19 protein-coding genes are annotated in these 22,358 nt (G+C 71.7%); 11 read left to right on the top strand and 8 right to left on the bottom strand.

The annotated features are described in order from the left end of the window. Positions 1 to 2: 2 nt before the first annotated feature. Positions 3 to 3,530, top strand: a complete 3,528-nt coding sequence (locus MFF58_RS19295) for a tubulin-like doman-containing protein (protein WP_238290465.1) — start codon at positions 3 to 5, stop codon at positions 3,528 to 3,530. Between the two features lie 9 nt (positions 3,531 to 3,539). Here the strand turns inward: MFF58_RS19295 and MFF58_RS19290 are convergent, their stop codons facing one another. Continuing rightward, complete coding sequence (locus tag MFF58_RS19290; RefSeq protein ID WP_238290464.1) at positions 3,540 to 4,451, bottom strand: DUF6925 family protein; 912 nt, start codon at positions 4,449 to 4,451, stop codon at positions 3,540 to 3,542. Between the two features lie 176 nt (positions 4,452 to 4,627). Here MFF58_RS19290 and rfbC point away from each other — a divergent pair, with 176 nt between their 5' ends. The 4 genes from rfbC to rfbA all read left to right on the top strand — a co-directional run bounded on the left by rfbC (position 4,628) and on the right by rfbA (position 8,121). Continuing rightward, positions 4,628 to 5,179, top strand: coding sequence for a dTDP-4-dehydrorhamnose 3,5-epimerase (gene rfbC / locus MFF58_RS19285; protein WP_238290463.1), 552 nt, complete (start codon positions 4,628 to 4,630; stop codon positions 5,177 to 5,179). 91 nt (positions 5,180 to 5,270) lie between these two features. Further along, on the top strand, positions 5,271 to 6,320 hold the full coding sequence (gene rfbB, locus MFF58_RS19280) for a dTDP-glucose 4,6-dehydratase (RefSeq protein ID WP_238290461.1): 1,050 nt from the start codon (positions 5,271 to 5,273) through the stop codon (positions 6,318 to 6,320). Beyond that, positions 6,320 to 7,225 carry a dTDP-4-dehydrorhamnose reductase gene (rfbD, locus tag MFF58_RS19275; RefSeq protein WP_238290460.1) on the top strand — a complete coding sequence of 302 codons (906 nt, stop codon included), beginning with the start codon at positions 6,320 to 6,322 and terminating at the stop codon, positions 7,223 to 7,225. Before rfbB ends, rfbD begins: the two co-directional genes overlap by 1 nt. Then, entirely contained in the window at positions 7,222 to 8,121 is a 900-nt protein-coding gene (gene rfbA / locus MFF58_RS19270; protein WP_238290459.1) for a glucose-1-phosphate thymidylyltransferase RfbA, read from the top strand. Before rfbD ends, rfbA begins: the two co-directional genes overlap by 4 nt. 20 nt (positions 8,122 to 8,141) lie before the next feature. Here rfbA and MFF58_RS19265 read toward each other — a convergent pair whose 3' ends face one another. After that, entirely contained in the window at positions 8,142 to 8,408 is a 267-nt protein-coding gene (locus MFF58_RS19265; protein WP_238290458.1) for a hypothetical protein, read from the bottom strand. A gap of 168 nt (positions 8,409 to 8,576) precedes the next feature. On the opposite strand from MFF58_RS19265, the gene MFF58_RS19260 reads away from it, so the two are divergent. From MFF58_RS19260 to MFF58_RS19245, 4 genes are read left to right on the top strand one after another with little or no spacing between them, the layout of a single operon-like run. Then, positions 8,577 to 9,674 (top strand): OpgC family protein, encoded by a 1,098-nt coding sequence (locus MFF58_RS19260; RefSeq protein ID WP_238290457.1) that lies wholly within the window; start codon positions 8,577 to 8,579, stop codon positions 9,672 to 9,674. Then, the gene (locus MFF58_RS19255) at positions 9,635 to 10,549 is read left to right on the top strand and encodes an SGNH/GDSL hydrolase family protein (RefSeq protein ID WP_238290456.1); all 915 of its coding nucleotides are present in this window, start codon (positions 9,635 to 9,637) and stop codon (positions 10,547 to 10,549) included. The genes MFF58_RS19260 and MFF58_RS19255 overlap by 40 nt, the downstream gene beginning before the upstream one ends. 56 nt (positions 10,550 to 10,605) lie before the next feature. Further along, positions 10,606 to 11,946 (top strand): lipopolysaccharide biosynthesis protein, encoded by a 1,341-nt coding sequence (locus MFF58_RS19250; RefSeq protein ID WP_238290455.1) that lies wholly within the window; start codon positions 10,606 to 10,608, stop codon positions 11,944 to 11,946. Further along, positions 11,943 to 13,085, top strand: a complete 1,143-nt coding sequence (locus tag MFF58_RS19245; RefSeq protein ID WP_238290454.1) for a GNAT family N-acetyltransferase — start codon at positions 11,943 to 11,945, stop codon at positions 13,083 to 13,085. Before MFF58_RS19250 ends, MFF58_RS19245 begins: the two co-directional genes overlap by 4 nt. Positions 13,086 to 13,183: 98 nt before the next feature. Here MFF58_RS19245 and MFF58_RS19240 read toward each other — a convergent pair whose 3' ends face one another. Then, positions 13,184 to 13,468: a hypothetical protein gene (locus tag MFF58_RS19240; RefSeq protein ID WP_238290452.1), complete on the bottom strand. Its 285-nt coding sequence runs from the start codon at positions 13,466 to 13,468 to the stop codon at positions 13,184 to 13,186. A gap of 160 nt (positions 13,469 to 13,628) precedes the next feature. Between MFF58_RS19240 and MFF58_RS19235 the strand changes: the two genes are divergently transcribed. After that, positions 13,629 to 13,883: a hypothetical protein gene (locus MFF58_RS19235; protein WP_238290451.1), complete on the top strand. Its 255-nt coding sequence runs from the start codon at positions 13,629 to 13,631 to the stop codon at positions 13,881 to 13,883. 110 nt (positions 13,884 to 13,993) lie between these two features. Here the strand turns inward: MFF58_RS19235 and MFF58_RS19230 are convergent, their stop codons facing one another. The 4 genes from MFF58_RS19230 to MFF58_RS19215 all read right to left on the bottom strand — a co-directional run bounded on the left by MFF58_RS19230 (position 13,994) and on the right by MFF58_RS19215 (position 21,448). Next, positions 13,994 to 16,339, bottom strand: coding sequence for a PAS domain-containing sensor histidine kinase (locus tag MFF58_RS19230; RefSeq protein WP_238290450.1), 2,346 nt, complete (start codon positions 16,337 to 16,339; stop codon positions 13,994 to 13,996). 178 nt (positions 16,340 to 16,517) lie between these two features. Further along, positions 16,518 to 19,139 carry an aminopeptidase N gene (gene pepN, locus MFF58_RS19225; protein ID WP_238290449.1) on the bottom strand — a complete coding sequence of 874 codons (2,622 nt, stop codon included), beginning with the start codon at positions 19,137 to 19,139 and terminating at the stop codon, positions 16,518 to 16,520. A gap of 75 nt (positions 19,140 to 19,214) precedes the next feature. Next, a complete protein-coding gene (locus tag MFF58_RS19220; RefSeq protein WP_238290478.1) occupies positions 19,215 to 20,351 on the bottom strand; it encodes an MFS transporter in 1,137 nt (378 codons plus the stop codon). Positions 20,352 to 20,860: 509 nt separating this feature from the next. Further along, a complete protein-coding gene (locus tag MFF58_RS19215; protein ID WP_238290448.1) occupies positions 20,861 to 21,448 on the bottom strand; it encodes a phospholipase A2 family protein in 588 nt (195 codons plus the stop codon). Between the two features lie 160 nt (positions 21,449 to 21,608). On the opposite strand from MFF58_RS19215, the gene MFF58_RS19210 reads away from it, so the two are divergent. Continuing rightward, a complete protein-coding gene (locus MFF58_RS19210) occupies positions 21,609 to 21,860 on the top strand; it encodes a hypothetical protein (protein ID WP_238290447.1) in 252 nt (83 codons plus the stop codon). 39 nt (positions 21,861 to 21,899) lie between these two features. Here the strand turns inward: MFF58_RS19210 and MFF58_RS19205 are convergent, their stop codons facing one another. Continuing rightward, on the bottom strand, positions 21,900 to 22,220 hold the full coding sequence (locus MFF58_RS19205; RefSeq protein ID WP_238290446.1) for a hypothetical protein: 321 nt from the start codon (positions 22,218 to 22,220) through the stop codon (positions 21,900 to 21,902). Positions 22,221 to 22,358 lie beyond the last annotated feature (138 nt).

The following is a 22,358-nucleotide window of genomic DNA, read 5'->3' as shown; positions in this document are numbered from 1 at the left end:
CGATGGACGATGCGCGCAAGGCCGGCATCGAGCGGCAACTGAAGGTTCGGCCGACCGTCTTCGTGGCGCTCGGCGGCACGGGCATGGAGGTTCTGCTGCGCCTGCGCCGCCGCATCCTCCAGGCCGATTGGAACGGGAACCGGATCGGCGCCCTCGACCAGTTCCCGGCGGCCGCCTTCCTGTATTTCGACACCGACACCCTGGAGGCGCGCGAATCGCACCGCCCCGCCACCGATCCGCTCTCCGCCAAGGTGGCTTTCCGCGAGGGCGAGACCCTGCAGAAGGCCGTCAACCTCGCCCGCTACCAAGCCGAGAGGCGGAGCTACCCGCACATCGACGCGTGGCTGCCCGCCCGCGATCTCTCGCGGATCGACGCTTCCAAGGGCGCCGGACAGATCCGTGCCATCGCCCGCCTGCTGTTCTTCGACGAGGTTCGCAACCTGACCGACCGCTTGGCCGCGAAGGCCGGCCTCGTGCTCGCCAACATGTCGAACGAGGCGCAGCTGCGCGCGCTGGGCATCGACACCGCCACCGAGCTGCGCTTCGTCGTGGTCGCCTCGGTGGCCGGCGGCACCGGTTCAGGCACGGTGATCGACGCCGGCTACGCGATCTCGTCCCTCGAGACCCCCAAGCGTCCCGACGCCGTCGACCTCTTCCTCGTCCTGCCCTCGGGCTATGTCGGCGCCAACCGGGATCGGGTCTTCGCCAACGGCGTCGCGACCCTTTCCGAGCTCGAATACGCAATGCGCGGCACCCCGCAGCCACCCTACGTGGAGCGCTGGGGCGATCACGAGCGGGTCGCGCCCGGCGTCGAGCGGCCCTTCAGCGACGTGTACCTGTTCGACAGCCAGAACCTCGCCGACCAGCGGACCAACGCGGTGAGCGACCTCTACGACATGATGGCCGACGTCCTGTTCGAGGATTTCGGCAACTCCGAATTCTCGGGGCGCAAGCGCTCCGTCGCGGTGAACCAGACCCAGCACAAGATGCGCAAATGGGCGCCTCCCAGCCCCCTTCGGGCGAACCACGCGGCCCTCTACGCCCTCAGCTATTCCGCCCTCGGCCAGGCGGTGCTCGCCACGCAGGGCAGCCTGGAAGTCGAGGCGGCCGCCGCCCAGGTCGGGCTCGACATGGTGGGGACCTTCTTCGGCGTCGCCCGGGGCCTGCCCGAGCGGCGGATCCCCACCATCGAGGAGCGCGACCGCTTCGCCGCCGATCGCCTCGCGCTCCGCTTCTCGGTCTTCGAGACCTTTCCGAAGGTGCTCCGTCCGGCGCCGCCGGGCATCGCGGAGTTCGATCTGATCGATCAGATCCTGCGGCGTCCGGACGGAACCTCGATCCAGGAGGCGGTGGCGCTCGCCGCCGACGACGCGGTCGATGCGATCCGCCACGAACTCGCGGTCCCGCGCGATTGGGCGCCCAACCTGCGCAAGGCGGCCGAGCGCCTGCGGGACGACATCCTCGGCCGGACAGGCTCGGGCACCCTGTACGGTCCCCGCGGCGCGGAGGTGCTGGACGCGCGGGTGAAGCTCGAGGCGGCTTGGCTCGCTGATCGGGACGGCACCCTGCTGGCAGCGCTGTACCGCGTCCTCGACGATCAGGAGCGCGGCGGCCTCGACTATGCGCGCGCCCTGATCGAGGGCGTGAACGACCTGATTGAGGCCGACGGCGGGGCGCTCGCCCGCCTGACCACCGCCGCCGATACCTACGCGCGGTTGGCGGACGAGATGCTGGCCAAACATTTCTCCGCCTCGCTCAGCCGCCTGGAGCAAGTCCGGCCGGGCCTGATCTTCTCGCACCGCCGCGATGCCGAGCGCTACCTGGAGCAGGCCCGGGACGATCTTCGCGGCTCCTGCGTGCTGCGGATCCGCGCACTGGCCGCTCGCGAGGCCGCCGAGTTGCTGCGCCGGGTCTCGACGCGACTCGGCAGCCGCATCGGGCGCGATCCGGAGACCGGACTCGCCCGACACGACGGTCTCCTGGGGGTGCTGAACCAGGGCCGCGCGGATGTCGGCGCGTTGATGCGCGCGCTGCGGCTCGACATCGCCGAGATCCGCGACGCGATCGACCGCCCCTCCGGCGGCACGTTTCTCGTTCTGCCCTCGGGCGCCCCACAGGGCCTCGCGGCGCCGCCGATGGACCGCCTCGCCTGGGCGCGGGAGGCGTTCCAGGCCTATGGCGGTTCCCGCGCCATCTTCGCATTGCTGCGGTCGGAGGAGGGCCGCGGGGAGCTGCTCGATGCCGTGCGCGCCATGGCCCGCCGCCGGCTCGGCCCCCACCGCGCGCGCATTCCCTCCGCCCTCGATGCCCTGCGCGCCCTGCCGGCCGAGCGGCAGCGGGACATCCTCGGATTGATGCTGTTGCGCTGCATGCCGTGGATCCAAGTGCAGTTCGACGCCTTCAGCCCCAGCGGGGACCAGTTCAAGACGATCCTCGCCATCGAGGGCGCGCACGCCTTCGAGGCCGAGTTCGGCGCGATCCTGCGGGCGAGCCTGCCGCCGATGCTCGGCGCCGGGGCGATCAGCGTGCTGGAATCCAGCCAGCGCGGCCGCATCGTCTGCTACTGCGAGTTGTCTGGCGTGCCCCTGGACGTGCTCGGTCCACTCCGGCGGGACTGGCGCAGCGCCTACGCGCTGGAACTGGATCGCCTGGACGCGATCCCGCTGCACAACCACAAGGATTATCTGCGCTTCCCCGACCCCGTCGCACCGACCGCGGAGGAGACGGAGGCGCTGCGCGAGACCCTGTCGCTGTTCCTGCGCGCCGTCTGTCTCAACCTGCTGGTGCGGTCGCCGGACACGGGACTCTGGCGCTTCGAATTCGAGCCGGGCGACTGGCGCAGCGTCGGCTCCGAACGTACGCTTCGGCGCCGACACTTCGACCGGGCTCAGGCCGCCATCATCGCGGCGCGACTGACCGAGGTCGAAGCGAGCCTCTCGGCCGTCCAGATTCTGGCGCTCGCCGCCCTGTTCAGGTGGACCGCCAACCGCGCCTATGCGCCCCGGCGGGAGGCGGTGAATTTCGATGCCGAGGTGCGGGTCGGCGGCGTCGGTCACGCGGTTGCCCACACGCTGGCGCAGCGCTGGCGGCGCGCGGCACCGGAGGCGGGCCGCCTTCCGGGCGATGCGGACGCGCTCCACGACGCGCTTCTCGCCCGGATCGCGGACTGGACCCAACCGATCCCGGGCAGCCTCGGCGACCTTCCGCCCGAGGAGGCCAACCGCGATCCGGGCGATCCGCCGGCCTTCCGTGCCGCGGACAAGCGCTCCGTCGAGCCGGGCGCCTTCACAAGCGACCGGTTGCTCCGCCTGACCGAGCCCGCGCCGCCGGCGAGGGCCATGGCGCGGTTCTACGTCTATCGCGACGCCGTCGAGGGCCCCTGGTCCCTCTCCGAGCTCGCCGCCATGGCGCGGTCCGGGACCCTGACGGCGGCCACGCAGATCCACCCGCCGGGGGGGGCCTGGATGCCGGCCGCCGCGCACCCCGACCTGGCGCCGCTGCTCGCACCTCCGCCGCCCTGTGATCGGTGAGGGCGGCAATCAGGCACGCATCGCCGCGCGCTGCGCGCGCGCAGCCCGGATCGCCGAGCGCGCGAAACGTCCCCGGGCCCGGGAGGGGTCGGGTTCCTGTCCGGCGAGCACCGTACGCCGCAAGGCCACCAGCGCCGGATCGCCCCAGGCATCGAGGAGGTGCCCGAAGGCCCCGTGGCGCGCCGCATCGAACGGGATCGGCCGGCCCGATCCGTCCCTCAGCGGGTGCGCCGGCTGGAAGCCGCCGCACGGGACCAGTTCCCCGGGGATCGGTGCGGTCGCCGCGTGCGTCCGCCGGAGCGCCAGGAGTTTCGGCAGGATGTGACTGCGCGGCCCGGGGCCCGAGGTGCCATCGGCCGCCCTCCACGGGTAGACCTCGATCCGCCCCAGGCGCGTGACGAAGACGTGATGCAGCCTCGTCTCGGCGAGCACGTGTCCGGCCGGATGATCCGGGAGCAGGATCGAACGGCCGAGCCCGGCTCGGAGGCGTTCGATCCAGAGCGGGTCCGCGGTCCGCACGCAGGCATCCGCGGCTTCGAGGCCGAGCCCGAGATCGAACAGGGGCGTCGCACGGTCCTGGGGCCGAGCGGCCGTCGCGTCGGGGCCCAGTTCCGTCAAAACGCGCCGCCGGCCCATCGCGCAGGCAGCCGCGGGCAAGCAGAGCGCCACGGCTTGGCTCCAGCCATCCGCGAAGCCGGTCTCGTAGGCGAAGGGTCGGAGATCCGGCGGCGCAGCGAGCACGATCGCGCCGCGGGCCGTCACGAGCCCCATCTCGTCGGGGCCCGGATTTCGAACCGGCTCTCCAGGGTCTCGGGCGAAGGTCGCGGCGGTTCCGTAGCCGCCCAGGCTCCAGATACACGCGGGCTCGGCGAGTTGCGCGCGCAGGAGCGCCTCCACGGACCGCGTCGCCCCGTCCGCCATTAGCCCCCCGCGAGAGCGCCACCGCAACCGGCACGCCTTGACACGGCCGGCGAATGACCGGAAGTCGCGGGTCGATCAACGAGGTTGCATTCGGCGCGGCGGGTGCACGGCTCCGCGCGACCGGCGCGGACACGTTCGAAGGGCCTCGCGACAGGATCTGCGGGAGAGGCGCTGGCATGAACGTCATCGAGACTGAGATCCCGGACGTGAAGCGCATCGTGCCGAAGCGCTTCGGCGACGCGCGCGGATGGTTCTCCGAGACGTTCCGCATCGACGCGATGGAGCGGGCCGGGATCAGGACCACCTTCGTTCAGGACAATCAGTCCTTCTCCGCGCCGCAGGGCACGATCCGCGGCCTCCACTTCCAGATCGCCCCCCAGGCCCAGGCCAAGCTGATCCGGGTCCTCCAGGGCGCGATCTTGGACGTCGCGGTCGACCTCCGCAGCGGCTCCCCGACCTACGGCCGGCACGTGACGGCGACCCTCGACGCCGAGACGGGCGAGCAACTCTACGTTCCGCACGGCTTCGCCCACGGCTTCTGCACCCTGACGCCCAACGTCATGGTCGCCTACAAGGTCGACTCCTACTACAGCCCGGAGCACGACCGCGCGCTGCTCTGGAACGATCCCGAGATCGGGATCCAATGGCCGGTGTCGAGCGAGGCCGCGATCCTGTCCGACAAGGATCGCCGCGCGCCGCGCCTCGCCGACCTCGGGCCAGTCTTCTGAACCGCGCGGCCCGGCCGCAATTTCGTCACGCCGGCCGGTCTTACGCTGCCCGGCCATCCCGTTTCAGACCTGTCCGAAGAGGTACATCGCCATGCGCATCCTGGTGACCGGAGGCTGCGGCTTCATCGGCTCGGCGCTGGTGCTGCACCTCGTCAACGATCTCGGCCACGAAGTCTGCACCCTCGACGCGATGACCTACGCGGCCAATCCCGTCTCCCTGGCGTCGCTCTCCGACAACCCGCGCCATCGCCTCGTCGAGGCCGATATCTGCGACCGCGCCGCCGTGCAGAAGGCCTATGCCGACTTCCAGCCTCAGGCGGTGATGCACTTGGCCGCCGAGAGCCACGTCGACCGCTCGATCACCGATCCGGGCGCCTTCGTGCGCACCAACGTCATCGGCACGCAGACCATGCTGGATGGGGCGCGGGGCTATTACGAAGCCCTGTCGGAGGAGGACAAGAAGAGCTTCCGGTTCCTCCACGTCTCCACCGACGAGGTCTACGGCTCGCTGCCGCCGGACGCGTTCTTCACCGAGGAGAGCCGCTACGATCCGCGCTCGCCCTACTCGGCCTCGAAGGCGGCCTCCGACCACCTCGCCCGCGCCTGGCACGAGACCTACGGCCTGCCGGTGCTGGTGACCAACTGCTCGAACAATTACGGGCCGCGTCACTTCCCCGAGAAGCTGATCCCGCTGATGATCCTCAATGCCCTGGAGGGGAAGAAACTGCCCGTCTACGGCGACGGCCTGAACGAGCGCGACTGGATCCACGTGGAGGATCACGCCAAGGGCCTCGTTGCCGTGCTGGAGCGCGGCCGGATCGGCGAGACCTACCTGCTCGGCGGCCGCGCAGTGCGCAACAACCTCGCCGTGGTGAAGGCGCTCTGCGCGGCCTTCGACCGGCTGCGTCCGCAGAACGCCCCGCACGAGCAGCTGATCAGCTTCGTGGCCGACCGTCCGGGCCACGACCGGCGCTACGCCATCGACTGCTCCAAGGCCGAGACCGAACTCGGCTGGCGGCCGCAGAAGACCTTCGAGCAGGCGCTGGAAGAGACCGTCGCTTGGTACCTCGAAAACGAGAGCTGGTGGCGCCCGATCCGCGAGGGCCGCTACAAGGGCGAGCGCCTGGGGCTGAACGCCTGATGGACGTCCTCGTCCTCGGCGGTGCGGGGCAGGTCGGAACCGAGCTGCGGGCCCTCGCGTGGCCGGCGGGCGTGTCCGTGCACGCGCCGGGCCGCGCGGAGCTCGACATCACCGACGCGCGGGCCGTCGCGGCGGAGCTTGCGGCCCGGGACTACCGGGTCGTGATCAACACGGCGGCCTACACCGCCGTCGACAAGGCCGAGGCCGACGTGGTCGCGGCGTGGCGCCTCAACGCGCTGGCTCCGGCGATCCTGGCGGCCGCCACCGCGGAGACGTCGATCCCGCTGGTACACGTGTCGACCGATTACGTTTTCGCCGGCTCGAAGCCGGACGGCGCCTACGCACCCGACGACCCGATCGACCCGCAGAGCGTCTACGGGGCCAGCAAGGCGGCCGGCGAGCTCGCGGTGCGCACGGGCAATCCGCGGCACGCGATCGTCCGGACGGCCTGGGTCGTGAGCCCGCACCGCGGCAACTTCGTCAAGACGATGCTGCGACTCTCGGCCGAACGCGACGCCCTCACGGTCGTCGACGACCAGTACGGCTGCCCGACCTCCGCCGCCGACCTCGCCGCTGCCTTGGCGACGATCGCGCGGCGCCTGGCCACGGACGCCGACGCGCCCACCGGTACGTTCCACTGCGTGAACGCGGGCGCCACCACGTGGTGCGGCTTCGCCGAAGCGATCGTGGCGGGCTCGGCCCGGCGCGGGGGCCGCCCGGTACCGGTCAACGGTATCCCCACCTCCGCCTATCCGACACCGGCCCGGCGGCCGGCGAATTCGCGCCTGTCCACCGACAGCCTCACGGCCGCCTACGGCCTCGCGCCGCGCCCCTGGCAGGCGGCGCTCGACGATATCCTGGACCGGCTCGTCGGGCCGGTGTCAGAGGGAGTTTCCAAGCCATGAAGGGCATCGTTCTGGCCGGCGGATCCGGCACGCGCCTGCACCCGGCCACGCTGTCGATCAACAAGCAGCTCCTGCCGGTCTACGACAAGCCGATGATCTACTACCCGGTCTCGGTGCTGATGCTGGCCGGCATCCGCGAGATCCTGATCATCTCGTCGCCGGAGCACCTCGACAACTACAAGCGCCTGTTCGGCACCGGTGAGCAGTTCGGGCTCAAGTTCTCCTACGCGCTGCAGCCGCGCCCGGAGGGCCTCGCGCAGGCCTTCGTGATCGGGCGCGACTTCGTCGGCGAGGACGACGTCGCGCTGATCCTCGGCGACAACCTATTCTTCGGCGCCGGCATGGGCGAACTGCTGGAACGCGCCGCCGCGCGCCGGCAGGGCGCCACGGTCTTCGCCTACCATGTCGACAACCCACAGGCCTACGGCGTGGTCAACCTCGACAAGTCCGGGCGCCCGACCAAGATCGTGGAGAAGCCGCAGAATCCGGAATCCACCTGGGCGGTGACCGGCCTCTACTTCTACGACAATCAGGTGCTCGACATCGCCGCCGACGTGACGCCCTCGGCCCGCGGCGAGCTGGAGATCACCAGCGTCAACGAGGCCTACCTGCAGCGCGGACAGCTCCACGTCGAGCGGATGTCGCGCGGCTACGCGTGGCTCGATACCGGAACCCACGACAGCCTGCTGGAGGCGAGCGAGTTCGTCCGCACGCTCCAGCACCGTCAGGGATTGCAGGTGGCCTGCCTGGAGGAGATCGCCTACCTCCAGGGCTTCATCAACCGCGACCAGCTCGTGGCCCGCGGCGAGATGTTCGCCAAGACGGCCTACGGTCAGAACCTCCTGCGACTCTCCCGTGAGAGCGAGGACGATCTGCGCCTGCGTCGCGGCAAGTAACGCGGCTCGACGCGGGCCGGCTACTTCGGGCTGCAGCCGACGCAGATCCCGCGCATGACCTTGTCGTTCTGCGCCTCCCGCGGCGTGCGGTCGCGGCGGTCGTCCGGGGTGGCGGCGCCGGCACCGCGGCTCGGCGGCATGACGCGCCCGACCGACGAGGCGTTCGGGGCGGTCGCCGTCGAGGTGGGGCCGCCACCGGTGCCGGTCTGGGCCTGCGCCAGGGCGGCGCCGGTCGCCAAAACGGGCAGAAGAAGCGAGAGGCAGAGGGTCGAGGCTTGGCGTTTCATCGGTCCGGAACTCCGTGTCGGGCCATAACGCGGGTGTGACCATGCGGTTCGATCCGCGGCGCGGACTCCACCTTTGTTCGCCTTTGCAGAGACGATGGGGCGCCGTATCAGGGGCCCCGAACCCGCCGCCGACCCTTCGAAGCGTCGAAACTCGGAGACGCCGCGACGATGCGGGACCCCAACGCGATCGATTTCTGGCGCGGCTTCGCCCTGATCACGATCTTCATCAACCACATTCCGGGTAACACCTTCGAGCGCTACACCTTCTCGCAATACGGCATCTCGGACGCGGCCGAGCTGTTCGTGTTCCTCGCGGGATGGTCAATCGGCATCGCCACCCGCGGCCGAGACGGCGTGCCGGAGGCGCCCGGGAAGAGCGTGGTCCGGCTGCTGGCCCGCACCGTTGAGGTCTACCGGGCCCAGCTCACCGTGATGCTGCTGGCGCTGGCCCTCATCGCGGGCGCGGCGCTGCTCCTCGACAATCCGCTCATCCTCGAATGGCATAACGCCGGCAACTTCTTCGCGGACCCGATTCAGTCCGTCTGCGGCATGGCGCTGCTGACCTATCAGCTCGGCTACTTCAACATCCTGCCCCTGTACGTATTGCTGATCGGCATCGCGCCGCTCTTCGTGCTGGTCGGTCGCTTCAGCTTGGTCGCGGCCCTGGCGCTGTCGGGAAGCATCTACCTCGCGAGCCTCGTGTTCGAGTGGAACCTGCCGTCCTGGCCAGGGGAGGGCGACTGGTTCTTCGATCCGCTCTGCTGGCAGGTCCTGCTGGTGCTCGGCTTCGTGCTCCAGGGCTGGAACCTGCGCACCGACATCCTGCGCCGCTGGTCGCGGAAGCTGTTCCCCGCAGGCATCGCCATCGTGGTCCTGGGTGTCGTGCTGGCGGTGACGGAGATCCGGCCTGATCCCATGGTCGTGCCGGAGCCGCGCCTGCTGTTTACCTTCGAGAAAACCTACCTGACACCGGCGCGGCTTCTGCATTTCCTGGGGGTATTGTTAGCATTTGCCCCCGTCTACGCATTGCTGGTCCCAAGAATTGGCCGCATCGTCGGCTACCTGAGTCAGCTGGGCCGAAACTCCCTGGCTGTTTTCTCGATGGGCTCGATCCTGAGCCTGTTGGGGCAGCTCGTGCGTTTCCAGACCGGCGGCGGCTTGCTGATCGATATGCTCGTCGCCGGCTCGGGCCTCGTCGGGCTGGGGTTTACGGCATGGTTCGTCGAATGGCGCAGCCGCAGCAGGTCATCGAGACCCCGCGCGTGAGTTCCGTGCGCCGGTCTGTGCCGCCCCGCGCCGGCTCCGTCGTCCCCCGAACCCGGGCGTGGCGGCTCCTCGCGGCCGTGCTTCCGGCGGTTCTGGCACTGCCGGCGGCGGCCGAACAGCCCGCCGATCCCGGCCTCGGCGAGGCCAGCCTGTCGCTGGAATGCCGGGTCCCGGGCGCCCAGCTCTACACGGCGGCCCAGCTCGGCGCCCTCAAGGCGGCCCTCGCCGAGAACCGCCCGATCAAGCTGCTGGCGATCGGCGGCAGCGCGGCGCCGGGTGCCTCGGCCTCCTACCCGGCCAAGCTCGAAGCAGCCCTGGAACACGCGCTGCCGAAGGTCGACGTGGTGATCGACCACCGCGGCCTACCCGGCGAGGTCGCCTCCGGCGCCGCCGAGCGCCTGCGCACGATGGTGGCCGAGGCCGAGCCCGATCTGGTGGTGTGGCAGGTCGGGACCCACGACGCCATTGCCCGCGTGGACGCCGAGGCGTTCGAGAATGCCCTCGGCGAGGCCGTCGCGTGGATCCGTTCGCACGGCATCGACGTGGTGCTGGTCGATCCGATCTACACCGCCAGCATGGCGGCAGACGTGGACTACAACCGGATCGTCGACGCGGTCCGCGTCGTGGCGACCCAGCAGCAGGTGCCGCTGGTGCGTCGCTACGAGGCTCTGCATTACCTGTCGAGGCGCAGCGACCGGGGCGAGGGGCACATGCTCGGGCGCCAGTTCCGCCTCAACGATCTCGGCCTGCGCTGCATGGCCGAGCACGTGGCGCTGACGATCGCGACCTCGCTGACGCGGACCGAAGCGCCCCGGGAGCCGAAGGCCGACCCCGCCACCCAGCCCTTAACCGGGTCGCAACGCGCCCCGGGCTAGACCGGGCGGCCAAAGGCCGGCCTTCCGCCGCCCATGGGTCCGGCGCGGAGTGCGTTGTGTCAGCTACGGCTCTCCCGGTCTCCGCGCTCAGACGCCTGCGGACCCTGCGCAGCGGACCGCAGCGGGCGGCGCTCACGGTCTTCGCCATCCGCGTCAGCTCGGCGGGCTTCGCGTACGGGTCGCAGGTCCTGGCGGCGCGGCTGATGGGCTGGGAGGCCTACGGGATCTTCGCGTCGGTCTGGGTCTGGACCGCGATGCTCGGCCATACCGTCACCCTCGGATTGTCGCAGGGCGCCTGCCGGTTCGTACCGGGCGATCAGGCGCAGGGCGATCTGGACCTCGCGCGCGGCTACATCCGCGCCGGCGCCCTGATGACTGGCGGAGCGGCGCTCGCCGTCGCGGGTCTCGGCGCGGCCCTGCTCGCCCTGGAGCCGGACCTGTTCGCCCCGGCCTACCGGGCGCCGATCGCGGTCGCCATCTGCGTGATGCCGCTCTTCGCGCTTCAGGATTTCCTCGAAGGCGTGGCGCGGAGCCAGAACTGGGTCGGGCTCGCCATCGCGCCGCCCTACCTCCTGCGCCAGACGCTGATGATGGGCTGCATGGTCGCGGCCGTCCTGCTCGGGGCCCCGCCGCACGCCGAGGTCGCGATGGCCTGTATGCTGGCCGCCGCCGCCGCCGCGACGACCCTGCAGGCGGCGCTGCTCGCCGTACGGCTCCGCAGGACGATGCCGCGGGGTCCGAACCGCTACCGCTGGCGGTTCTGGCTCGGCACCAGCCTGCCCATCGCCGCCATCGACCTGGCCAATGCCGGCTTCACCTTCGTGGACGTGATCGTGCTGGGTGCCCTGGTGAGCCCCGCCGAGGTCGGGATCTACTTCGCGGCGACGCGGATCCAGCAATTCGTCGTGTTCGTCCACTTCGCCGTCAGCGCCGCGACCCTGCAGCGCTACAGTGCGGCCCAGGCGCAGGCCAACCGATTCCTCCTGGCCGAGCTGGTTCGGCGCCAGGGCCGGACGACCGCGGCCGCCACCGTGGCGGTGGGCGGCGCGATCCTGGCCGCGAGTCCGCTGCTCCTGGGCATGTTCGGCCCCGGCCTCGGGGCGAGCGTGCCGATCCTGTGCGTCCTCGTGGCCGGCAGCGTCGCGGCCAGCCTGTTCGGGCCGGGCGAGGATCTCCTGACGATGCTCGGCGGCGAGCGCCTCTGTGCCGGAATCACCGCCGCGTCGCTCGTCGCCGCCGCGGGCCTGTGCGTCGCCCTGATCCCCGCCTTCGGCCCGCTCGGAGCGGCCCTGGGGGTGGCGCTCGCGACGGTCGGTCGGGCCGCGCTCCTGGCCCGCGTCGCGGGGCGCGTCCACGGTTTGCCGACGCCCGTCTGGTCCGCGGGAGCAGCCCGATGAACCCGATCCTGGCGGCGATCCACCCCACGTCCGATGCGGCCTTCGCCCTCGGCGACGCGCCGGACCCGGCGGCCTGGGACGCGCTGTTCGTCGCCAGTGCGGCCCCGCAGCCGCACTTCTCCCGATCCGTGATGGAGGCGCACCGCGTGGCGGGGCTTCTACCGGAGGCCGTGCGCTTCGTGACGGTCCGCCGCGGGGAACGGTTGACCGCGCTCCTGCCCTACACCCTGTCCCACGACCTCACCGGCCTCGGCGGGCGCGTCGCGCGGCCCTTCCTGTCTCCGTTCATGACGGCGTCCGCGCCCCTGGTCGCTGATGGGCCGGGTCTCGACCGCGACGCGGCGGCCCTCGTCGACGGGCTCGAGGCCGCCTCGGACGGCCGGCCCTGGCGCTGGCCGCTCCTGCCGACCCGGGACGGTGCCGTCCCCGAGATCCTCGCCGCCATGCGCGCGCGCGGGTGGGCGATCGGGACGGTGGCGGCGTTCGAGCGCCCGGTCATGGATCGCCGCCCCGATCACGATGCCTTCCTGGCGGGTCATCCGAATCGGTCGCGGTTCAAGGATCTGCGCCGCCGCGCACGCCGGCTCGGGGAGGCCGGCGCGGTCGCCCATGCCTGCGCGACCGGGGGCGCCGATCTCGCCGGCCTCGCGGCCGCGTACCTCGACCTCGAACGCGCCGGCTGGAAGGGCGCGGCCGGCTCCGCGATGGCCTGCCGCCCGGAGACCGCCGCGCTCGCCCGCACCCTGTTCGCGGACACTCCGGGCCCGGTCCGCGCCCGCGCCGATGCGCTGACCCTGGACGGCCGGCCGATCGCGATCAGCCTCGCCCTCGTCGGCGGCGGTACCGCGACGCTGCTCAAGACCGCCTACGACGAGGACCTGCGCAGCCACGCGCCCGGCCTGCTGCTGGAGGCGGAGATCGTGCGGACCTGTCACGAGACCGCCTTCACCGACCGCCTGGATTCGGCGACGCTCGAAGGCTCGGCCCTCGAAAGCCTCTATCGCGACCGCACGCCGATCGCCGAACTCGTCGCCGTGCCCCCCGGTCGCCATGCGCTGACCCTGGAGCGGCGCCTCGGGCTCGCCCGGTTCGAGCGGCGGGCGCGTGCCGCCGCCAAGCAGGTGCTGCGGCGCCGCTAGCCTCGATCGCGGATCGATGGCGTCGCGACCCCGCGCCGGACGACGGCGGCGCGGAAGCCGGGCTCGCCAGGGTCGGCCCGGACGATCCGGCCCGGCCCTCAGCGGCCCCGAGATCCGGCAGGCGCCTCGACCTGATCGTAGACGCCGCGGCCGGTCCGGGCGCGGTAGGCACGGCCGGCGATCTCGCCGGGGGTGGGGGGTGTGCCGGGCTGGGCGAAGCTGGTCTCCGGGCGGTAGGCCGGTCCCCAGCCGATCTCCTCGTCGCCCGCCGGGTCCTTGCCGGGGAAGCCGGTCACGTAGCCGGTGCTCTGCGCGACGGCCGGCGCGGCGGCGAGGCCGAGCAGGACCACGAGAATGAAGCGGAGGCTTGCCGTGGATGTCATCGGTCGTAATCTCCGGGGCTGATCCGCGGACCGGATCGTCTCCGGAGCAACCCGGCCTCGGCGGGGCGGTTGTCCGGGCGCGCATTCATGCCGCGGGGCAGCGCCGCGCGACCGGCCGGAAGTCGCGCGGGTTGCCGGACCCTCATCGCGGAGGCGCGCCATGGACGACTGGAAGGCGGGATTCCGGGCCGAACTGCGGGCCATTGAGATCGCCACCGGCGAAGCGGCCGCCTCGCAGCTGCCCGACCTGCTGCGGCGGCTGCACCGGCATCAGGCGGGTCTCGGGGGCAACCCGCTCGTCACGCTGTACCGGCGCTGGCGCATCCGATCCCTCGCCCGAGCCGTCGCGGATGCCCGCTGGCACGCGGAGCAGGGACGCGCCGCCCGCCTCGGCGGGCTCGAACCGCGTTCCTAGGGGCGACCGCAGCCTCGCCGATCTTGAAACAACGCCGCGGAACGGAGCGCCGCCACGGCACCGTCAGGCCACGCCCGACGCATCGCTGCGACCTTCCTCGGTCCTGGACGCTACGCCGCCACCGGCCGCCCCGCGCGCCGGCTCGCCCGGGGCGCGTCGGGGACGCGCCCGGCGGCGATCTCCGGAACGGTTCGGTGCGGGCTTGAGGCCGGGAGGCGGACGAGGACGATGGTGCCGACCGTTTCCTCGGACCGGATGCGCAGCGATCCGCCATGCAGCTCGACCATCGAGCGGGTGATGGCGAGGCCCAGGCCCGAACCCTTGTGGCTGCGGGTCATCTGCGTCTCGACCTGCGTGAAGGGGCGGCCGAGCCGCGCGACGTCGGAGCGCGGGATCCCGATGCCGTTATCCTCGATGAACAGGTGGGTGCTCGCGCCCGCCCGCCGCGCGCGGACCACCACGCGTCCGCCGGTCGGCGTGAACTTCACGGCGTTCTCGACGAGGTTGACGAGGATCTGGTGCATCGCGCTCGGGTCGGCCAGCAGGTCCAGCCCGGCCGGAACGTCGACGCTGACGCTGACTGCCTTCTGGCGGGCCTCGGCCGAGACGGGCACGAGGGCGTCCGCGATGGCGGCCTCGGCGTTGATCGCCCGGGGGCTGAGGCGCACCCGGCGCGCTTCGAGCCGGGCCATGTCGAGGATGTCGTCGATCATGGAGAGGAGGTGCGAGCCGCTCTCGCGGATGTCGCGGCAATACTCGGTGTAGCGCGGCGTGCCGATCGGCCCCAGCACGGCGTTCTCCATCACGTCGGCGAACCCGATGATGGCGTTGAGCGGCGTGCGCAGCTCGTGGCTCATGTTGGCGAGGAACTCGGCCTTCGCCTGGTTGGCGGTCTCGGCCGCGGCCTTCTGGTCGAGGTAGCGCTCGGCGAGATCGGCGAGTTGCTGCGTCTGCAGTTCGAGGGTGCGCCGGGAGCGCTTCAGATCCTTGACGGTCTCGATCAGTTCGCGCTCGGACGCCTGGAGCTGCTCCTGATTGCGCTTCAGGCTGGTGATGTCGGTCCCGACCGACACGTAGCCGCCGTCCTTGGTACGCCGCTCGCTGATCTGGAGCCAGCGGCCGTCCGCGAGTTCGGCCTCGAAGGTCCGGGCCGCGATGTCGGTCAGCGCCATGCCGGCCTCGGGCGATTCGCGCCGGACCTGGGGCAGGACTCCGCGCCTCATCACGTCCGCGTAGCCGCGGCCGGACTGCGCGTCCTCCGGGCTGAGGGCGTGGAGGTGGCGGAACTTGGAATTGCACAGGACCAGGCGGTTGCCCGTATCCCAGAGCACGAAGGCCTCGGAGATCGCCTCGACCGCGTCGCGCAGGCGCATGTCGGCCGCCGCGTTGGTTTCTTCCAGGGCCCGCTGCTCGCTGATGTCGGTGGCGATGCCGACGAGGTGACGGCCGCCATCGGCCGAGTCCGCCACGACCTCGGCCCGGGCGCGTAGCCAGACATAGGCGCCGTCAGCCCCGCGCATGCGGAAGGCGTGGTCGATGAAGGTCTGGTTGGCGGCCAGCCCCCGGGCGAGGCTGTAGAGGTCGCCGTCGTCGGGATGGACCAGCCCGTTGATGTCGCCGAACGAGAGGTATTCGTGCTGCCGCTGGTAGCCGAGCAGGCTGTACATCGAGTCGGACCAGTAGATCCGGCCCCGGGCGATGTCCCAATCCCACAGCCCACAGGCGCCCCTGCGCAGGGCGGTCTCCAGGCGGCCGCGCATCCGCTCCCGGGCCCGGTCGGCCCGCGCGGCCTGGCGGGTCTGCAATCCATAGGCGAAGCCGACGCCAATGATGACGAGGGCGGAGGCGGCGATCAGGACGATCTGGTCGCGGGTGCGGGCGCTCCAGCCGCGCAGCAGCGGCTCGACCGGCTGCAGCACCGCTACCCGGCCGATCCCGCCGGGCAGGCTGTGCAGGGCGGCCAGTACGGTCTCGCCCCCCGGCAGCTCGAGGGTCATGGCGCCGGCGCGCTCACCGAGGATGGAGAGCGGCTCACCCTCACCCAGGACCTGGGCCAGGGTGTGGATCTCGGCGGGCATGGGCGGATGCGCGGCGGCGATGCGGGCGTCGGGCCGCACCAGCAGGAGGCGGCGGCCGGGATGCCGCTCGTTCTCCGGCAGCAGGGCGCGCAGGTCCGACACGACGGTCCCGGCCGGGGCGGCGGCCCTGGCGGCGAGGCGCGCGAAGCCTTCGACCTCGGCCCGGGCGCCCGCCAGGATCTCGGCGCGCTGCCCCTGGATGTGGAGCGCGGCGAGTCCGGCGAGGCAGGCCAGGAACACCGCCAGCGTCCCCGGCACCGCGTAGCGCAGCCAGCGCTCGGCTTGGCCGAACCGCGGGTCCCGTGCACGCATCGGCCAGGAGATGGCGAGAGTCGAGTCCGCACGCGCGGAGAAGGAAGCGGAACCCGCCTCCGGCATGGCCGAACCTCACCCGTGGGAACTGTGATCCGATCGGGGCCCGTCCGGCCCCCGAATCTCATTGAATACAACCACCCCAGGGGGGCGTTTGTCCACGGGTTTTTTACCATACGGGATTGACGAACGACCGGTGTTGCAGCGGCGCTCGAGAATCAATTTCCCTCGCGCCGTCAGATGCTTAGCCGTCTCCCCGAGTGCGCGCCAGGATGTCGGCCGTATCCCGTGAAAGGCCCGGGATCGCCTTGATCCAATTAAGGATTTCTAAAGCCTTGGCGGCCCGGGAATTTTCCAGGCGGCGCCAGGATCCGAAGGCCGTCAGCATCCGCGCGGCAACCTGCGGGTTGGTCGAATCAAGGGCAGCGACGGTCTCGGCCACGCGGGCAAAACCGGCCCCGTCGGCGCGCGCGAACTGCGTCGGATTGCCGAAGGCGAAGCTCCCGATCAGAGCCCGCACCCGATTCGGATTGGTCATCGTAAAGGCGGGGTGGCCCTGCAGGCGGACGATCCGCTCCAGCGTGCCGGGTTCCGGGATCTGGGCCTGGATGGCGAACCACTTGTCGAGGACGAGGGGCTCGCCGGCGTAGCGTTCGGCGAACTCCGTCAGCGCTGTCTCCCGCGCGTCGCCCGGGATCAGCGCCAAGGTGGCGAGGGCGGCGAGGCGGTCGGTCATGTTGCTGGCGCTGCCCAGGCGCTCCGCCGCCCGCCGCGCACCGGTCTCGGGATCGCCCGCCGCGATCAGGTCGAGGGCCGCGTTGCGGAGGGACCGGCGGCCGGCCGCAGACGCGTCGGGGCTGTAGGGCACATTATCGAGGGGAGCGAGCGCGGCATCGAGCCGTTCGAGGCGCGGTCGGAGCGCGGTCCCGAGATGCGCCCGCAGCGCGAACCGGGCCCGGTGGATCGCGTCGGGGTCGACGCCGCTCGGCACGGCGTCGGCGGCCTCCCCCTCGCTCGGCAGGGCGAGGACCAGGGCCGCGAAGGCGGGATCGGCCAGGGCCTCGGCGTCGAGGAAGCGGCCCAGGGCCTGCGCGAACGCTTCGGTCCGGTCGGCATCCGGATCGAGGATCAGCCGCAGGGCCACGTCCTGCGCCGCCTGCCAGCGGTTGAAGGGGTCGCTGTCATGGGCGAGCAGGCGCATGCGCTGCGCGTCGGTCAGGGCGAGTTCAAGCCGTACCGGCGCCGAGAAATCCCGCAGCACCGAGGGGACCGGCTCCTCGGCGACGCCGTCGAAGATGATTTCGGCCTCGGGGCGATCGAGGACGAAGACGCCGTCCCGCAGGGCGGGGCAGGTCACGCCGGTCAGCGGTCCGGACGCGCCGACGAGCCCGAGCGCCACGGGGATCACCAGGGGCGGTCCGTCCTGCCCTCCCGCGCCGGGCTGGCTCTGCGCCAGACGAAGGGTGCAGCGGGCCGCACCGGGCTCGTACGCGCCGCTGACGGTGAGGCGGGGCGTGCCGGGGCGCTCGTACCAGCGCGCGAAGGCGTCGAGGTCGCCGCCCGTCACGGCCGCGAAAGCGGCCAGGAAATCCTCGACCGTGGCGGCCCGGCCGTCATTGTCGGCGAAGTAGCGGTCCATGCCGGCCCGGAAGGCTTGTGGGCCGATCAGCGTGCGCAGCATCCGGACGATCTCGGCGCCCTTGTCGTAGACGGTGGCCGTGTAGAAGTTGTTGATCTCCGCGTAGACCCGCGGGCGCACCGGATGACGCAGCGGCCCGGCATCCTCGGGGAACTGCCGCGCCCGCAGGGACCGCACCTCGGCGATCCGGTGCACCGGTCTGGATCGCATGTCGGAGGAGAATTCCTGGTCGCGGAAGACCGTCAGACCCTCCTTCAGGCAGAGCTGGAACCAGTCGCGGCAGGTGACGCGGTTGCCCGACCAGTTGTGGAAATACTCGTGCGCGATGATCGCCTCGATGGCGGCGTAATCTCCGTCGGTGGCGGTCTCTGGGCTCGCCAACACATATTTATCGTTGAAGATATTGAGGCCCTTGTTCTCCATGGCGCCCATGTTGAAGTCGGACACCGCCACGACGTTGAACACGTCGAGGTCGTAGGGCCGCCCGAACGCAGTTTCGTCCCAGGCCATGGAGCGGATCACCGCATCGAGGGCGTAACCGGCGCGATCCTCCTTCCCGGGCTCGACGTAGACCGCGCAGGTGATGGCACGCCCCTCCATCGTGGTGAAGCGGGTCTCCACCTTGCCGAGCCGGCCGCCGACCAGGGCGAACAGGTAGGCGGGCTTCGGGTGCGGATCGTGCCAGACGGCGAAGTGCCGGCCGGCCCCGGCCTCGCCGGCTTCGATCAGGTTGCCGTTGCCGAGCAGCACCGGAGCCTGATCCCGATCCGCCTCCAGGCGGGTGGTGTAGACCGCCATGACGTCGGGACGGTCGAGGAAGTAGGTGATGCGGCGGAAGCCGTCGGCCTCGCACTGCGTGCAGTAGACCCCGCTGGAGCGGTAGAGGCCCATGAGCTTGGTGTTGGCGGTGGGATCGACCTCGGTCACGAGGCGCAGGGTGAACGGGCGCCGGGGCGGGGCGATCAGGCTCAGCCCCGCGGGTGTCACCGTGTAGCCGTCCTGCGCGAGCGGCGCGCCGTCCAGCGCGATGGAGACCAGCCGCAGGTCGTCGCCGTCGAGGTTTAGAGGTGCTCCCGCTTCGCCCGCCGGATTCGGATACAGGGCCAGCGTCGCGTCGATGCGGGTTGCGTGCGGATCGAGGCGGATGTCGAGGTCGACGCGGTCGATCAGGTAGTCGCTCGGGCGGTATTCCTCGAGGCGGATCAGCGGCGGCGTCTCGGTGCGCATGCGGCCCTCATTCCGGGTACGGGTGGCGCCCGTTCTGGTCCCTCGCCGGGGCGGACGCAACGCGGTTGTCGCCCCTCACCCGCTCCGGAGGCGGCCCTTCTGCCACCACAGGCCCGCGATCAGGCCGAGATTGGCGAGGGCCATGAGGGCCAGCGCCGCCCAGAGGCCGTCCGCCCCGAGACGGGAGAACAGGACAGCCCCGAGCGGCGGCGCCGCGGCCTGGGCCACCAGACCGGGGCGGGCCAGTCGGCCGACGAGGCCGGCATAGTGATCCGGTCCGAACAGGGCCAGGGGCACGGTCCCGCGGGCGATCGAGTAGACCCCATTCCCGGCGCCGTAGAGAATCAGGGCTAGGGCGATGTCCGACCAGTGCGCCGCCAGTAGCGACAGGCCGAGCCCCACGAGGGTGAAGGCGGCCGTCAGCGTCCAGAGGGGATGATACCGGCCCCGGCCGGCGATCTCGATCAGGCGCGCGGCCACCTGGGACGGCCCGATCAGGCCGCCATAAGTCACGGCCGCCTCAAGCGCGACGCCCCGGGCCTGGAGCAGGGTGATCAGGTGGACCGATACCAAGGCCATGATGGCTCCACCGAGGACCAGCACACCCATCATCAGGAGGACAGCCCGGCGCTGCCCCGGCTCCAGGCTGGGCGCGGCCTGCACCCCGCTGCGCGCAGTCGCCGCCGTTCCGGGAGCCGGCGGGATGAAGGCGAGGACGAGGGGCAGCGTCACCGCGAGGTGCAGGCCGGCATAGGCGAAGCAGGCTCCCCGCCACCCGACCTGCGCCGCGAGAAAGGCCGAGAGCGGCCAGCAGACGGTGCTGGCAAAACCGCCCAGCAGGGTCAGGTGCGTGATCGCGGAGCGCGCGTTCGCGCCGTAGAGGCGTCCCAAGGTGGCGTAGGCGGGATCGTACAGGCCGCAGCCCATGCCGAAGCCGAGCAGCACCCATCCGGCCAGGAAGACCGGCAGGCTCGGCGCGAGGCCTAGGATCGTCAGGCCCGCCGCCAGGACAAGGGCCGCGAGCGCCAGGACCGGCCGGCCGCCGCGCGCCTGGATCACGGCCCCGACGCGGGGCGAGGCGAGGGCCGCGACCAACAGCCCGACCGACAGGCCACCGACGATCCAGGCGAGGGGCCAGCCGGTATCGCGGGCGATCGGTTCCGCCAGGACGGCGGGGAGATAGTAGGTGGAGCCCCAGGCGAGGATCTGCATCACGCCCAGCGCACAGATCACGGGCCAGCGGCCCCGCGAACCGATCACGGGATCAGCGCTCCCTCGGCGGAGCGGCCATCGACCGGGCGGGAAGCCGGTCGCGCAGGGCCCCGGCCGGCGGTGTCTTCGCGGATCCGATCACGGGGCGCTCGATGTCAGAGTTGCGGTTCATCGCCCGCGTATCGCGCGAGGTACCACAGGCCGGGTCTTGGTCGATCACCACGCGCGGTACGCAATGGTTTCAGCTCGGCCTGCTGCAGTTCCTTCGGGCGAGAGGAGATCGTGGAGGTGAACTCGCCGACGGACGTCGCCTGCCCGACGGAACCAGGATCGCCGACCCGAAGGTCCCCGCGCCGCGCGCTGCGGCCGACGGGTCAGGTTCGGATCTCTCCGGAGCGGCGCGGCAACCTGGCCGGCATGATGAAGAGCCAGTTGGGCCGACTCCCGCTGCTCGCCGGGGAGCCTCCGCCCGACGCAGGGGGCGGGCTCGCGCGGCGATGCGGCACCGATCAGGGCGCGCGGCACGCCATCGCGGCCGCCGCCTCGATCACGCTGAGGGCCCGGCGGCGGACCTCGAGGGACGCGTTCGTGCCGTCCGCCACCGACGCGGCTTCGCGCCGCAGCGTCGCGTCGCAGGCGCAGGAGCTGTAGCCGGCTGCATCGTAGCACGCATCATGGCGCATGCAGGCTGCATCCAGGTCATCGGTCGGGGGTAGTCCCTCGCCGCGCTGGCCCTTGCCGCAGTAATTGCCGTGGAACAGGGCCTGACCGGCGATGACCTGACCGATCTCGCCCCTGGGTGGCGCCGGAGCCTCGGCGCGCCCGCCGGGGTTGAGATCGTTGGCGGGCCCGCCGGCCTTCGATCCCGACCCGCGCAGCGCCTTGGGGATGCCGGAACGCTCGCCGGGCTCGTTCAGGGCCTCGCCGGCGCGGCCGTTCGGCTCCGACAGGTCCGGCAGGGGCGGGGGCGGACCGGGGCGGGGCTCGTCGGCCTCGATGGTCGTGGCCGGCTCGTCCACCTGCGGGCTCTGCGCCGCGACGGGTTGCGATCCGGCCAGGAGCATCAAGCCGAGCAGGGCGAGGCGTGCGGGTCTCAAACGGGGCTCCTGCGGGGCTCCTGAAATGCCGCCCTCAACTCGAAGCTCGGCAAAGTCGTTCCGGGTGAACACGGCCCGCGCGGAAGGCGCAGTGCGCATGCAACCGTTTCCGCCGCGTCCGTCTTTGATCTCGGGCTGGCCGAATGCCCCGGAGCACAACATGCCGACACGCCTTCTGACCACCGTCGCCCTCCTGGCGACCTTCGCCGGGCCCGCCCTGGCGGCCCCCATGAGCGCCGACGACAAGGCGGCCCTGCAGCAGCAGTGTATGGGGGACTTCACGACGTTCTGCGGCGACCTTCCCCCCGAGGATGGTCCCGAGACGCAGGCGTGCTTCGAGAAAAACATGGCGAAGCTCTCGCCGGGCTGCCAGGGGGCCATCCAGAGCTTCAAGCAGGGCAAGAAGGGCTGAACCGCCGCGGCGGTCTCCCCGAAGGCGCGGCGCGCCCCGTCAGGGAGCGGCGCCTTCGGGGAGTTGGCGATCGGGGCGAGGATCGGGGCGAGGGTCCTCGCGCGGTCCTCGGGCGGCGCGGGCCTTCGTTTCGGCGCTTGGCAGGAGCCGGCTGCCCTTCGCGCTCAGGAACCAGAGGCCGACATCGGCGCGCCCGGAGCGCCGGGGCCTGACGAGGCCGCGCACCAGCAGGGACCGCACCGTGCGCATCTCCCAGGGCGCGACGGACAGGAGGGTGCCCTCCCGATCCAGCCGGCGCAGCATCGCCTGCTGCGCCGGTGTCAGGGCGCGCCACGCCCGCGTTCGCTCGTCGTCCACCATCGCAGATTGGAATAAATCTAATCATGAGCGCGGACGCAAGCCCGTGCCGGCCCGACGGGCGTCGGCACGGGGCGGGTCTCGCGCCATCGTGAGACCCGGCGCTCCCGACGCGCCGGGCGCTTCCTGTCGCTCCGGACG

The organism is Methylobacterium longum (assembly GCF_022179385.1).
GTDB lineage: Bacteria > Pseudomonadota > Alphaproteobacteria > Rhizobiales > Beijerinckiaceae > Methylobacterium > Methylobacterium longum.
This window is presented reverse-complemented; position numbering and strand designations above follow the sequence as displayed.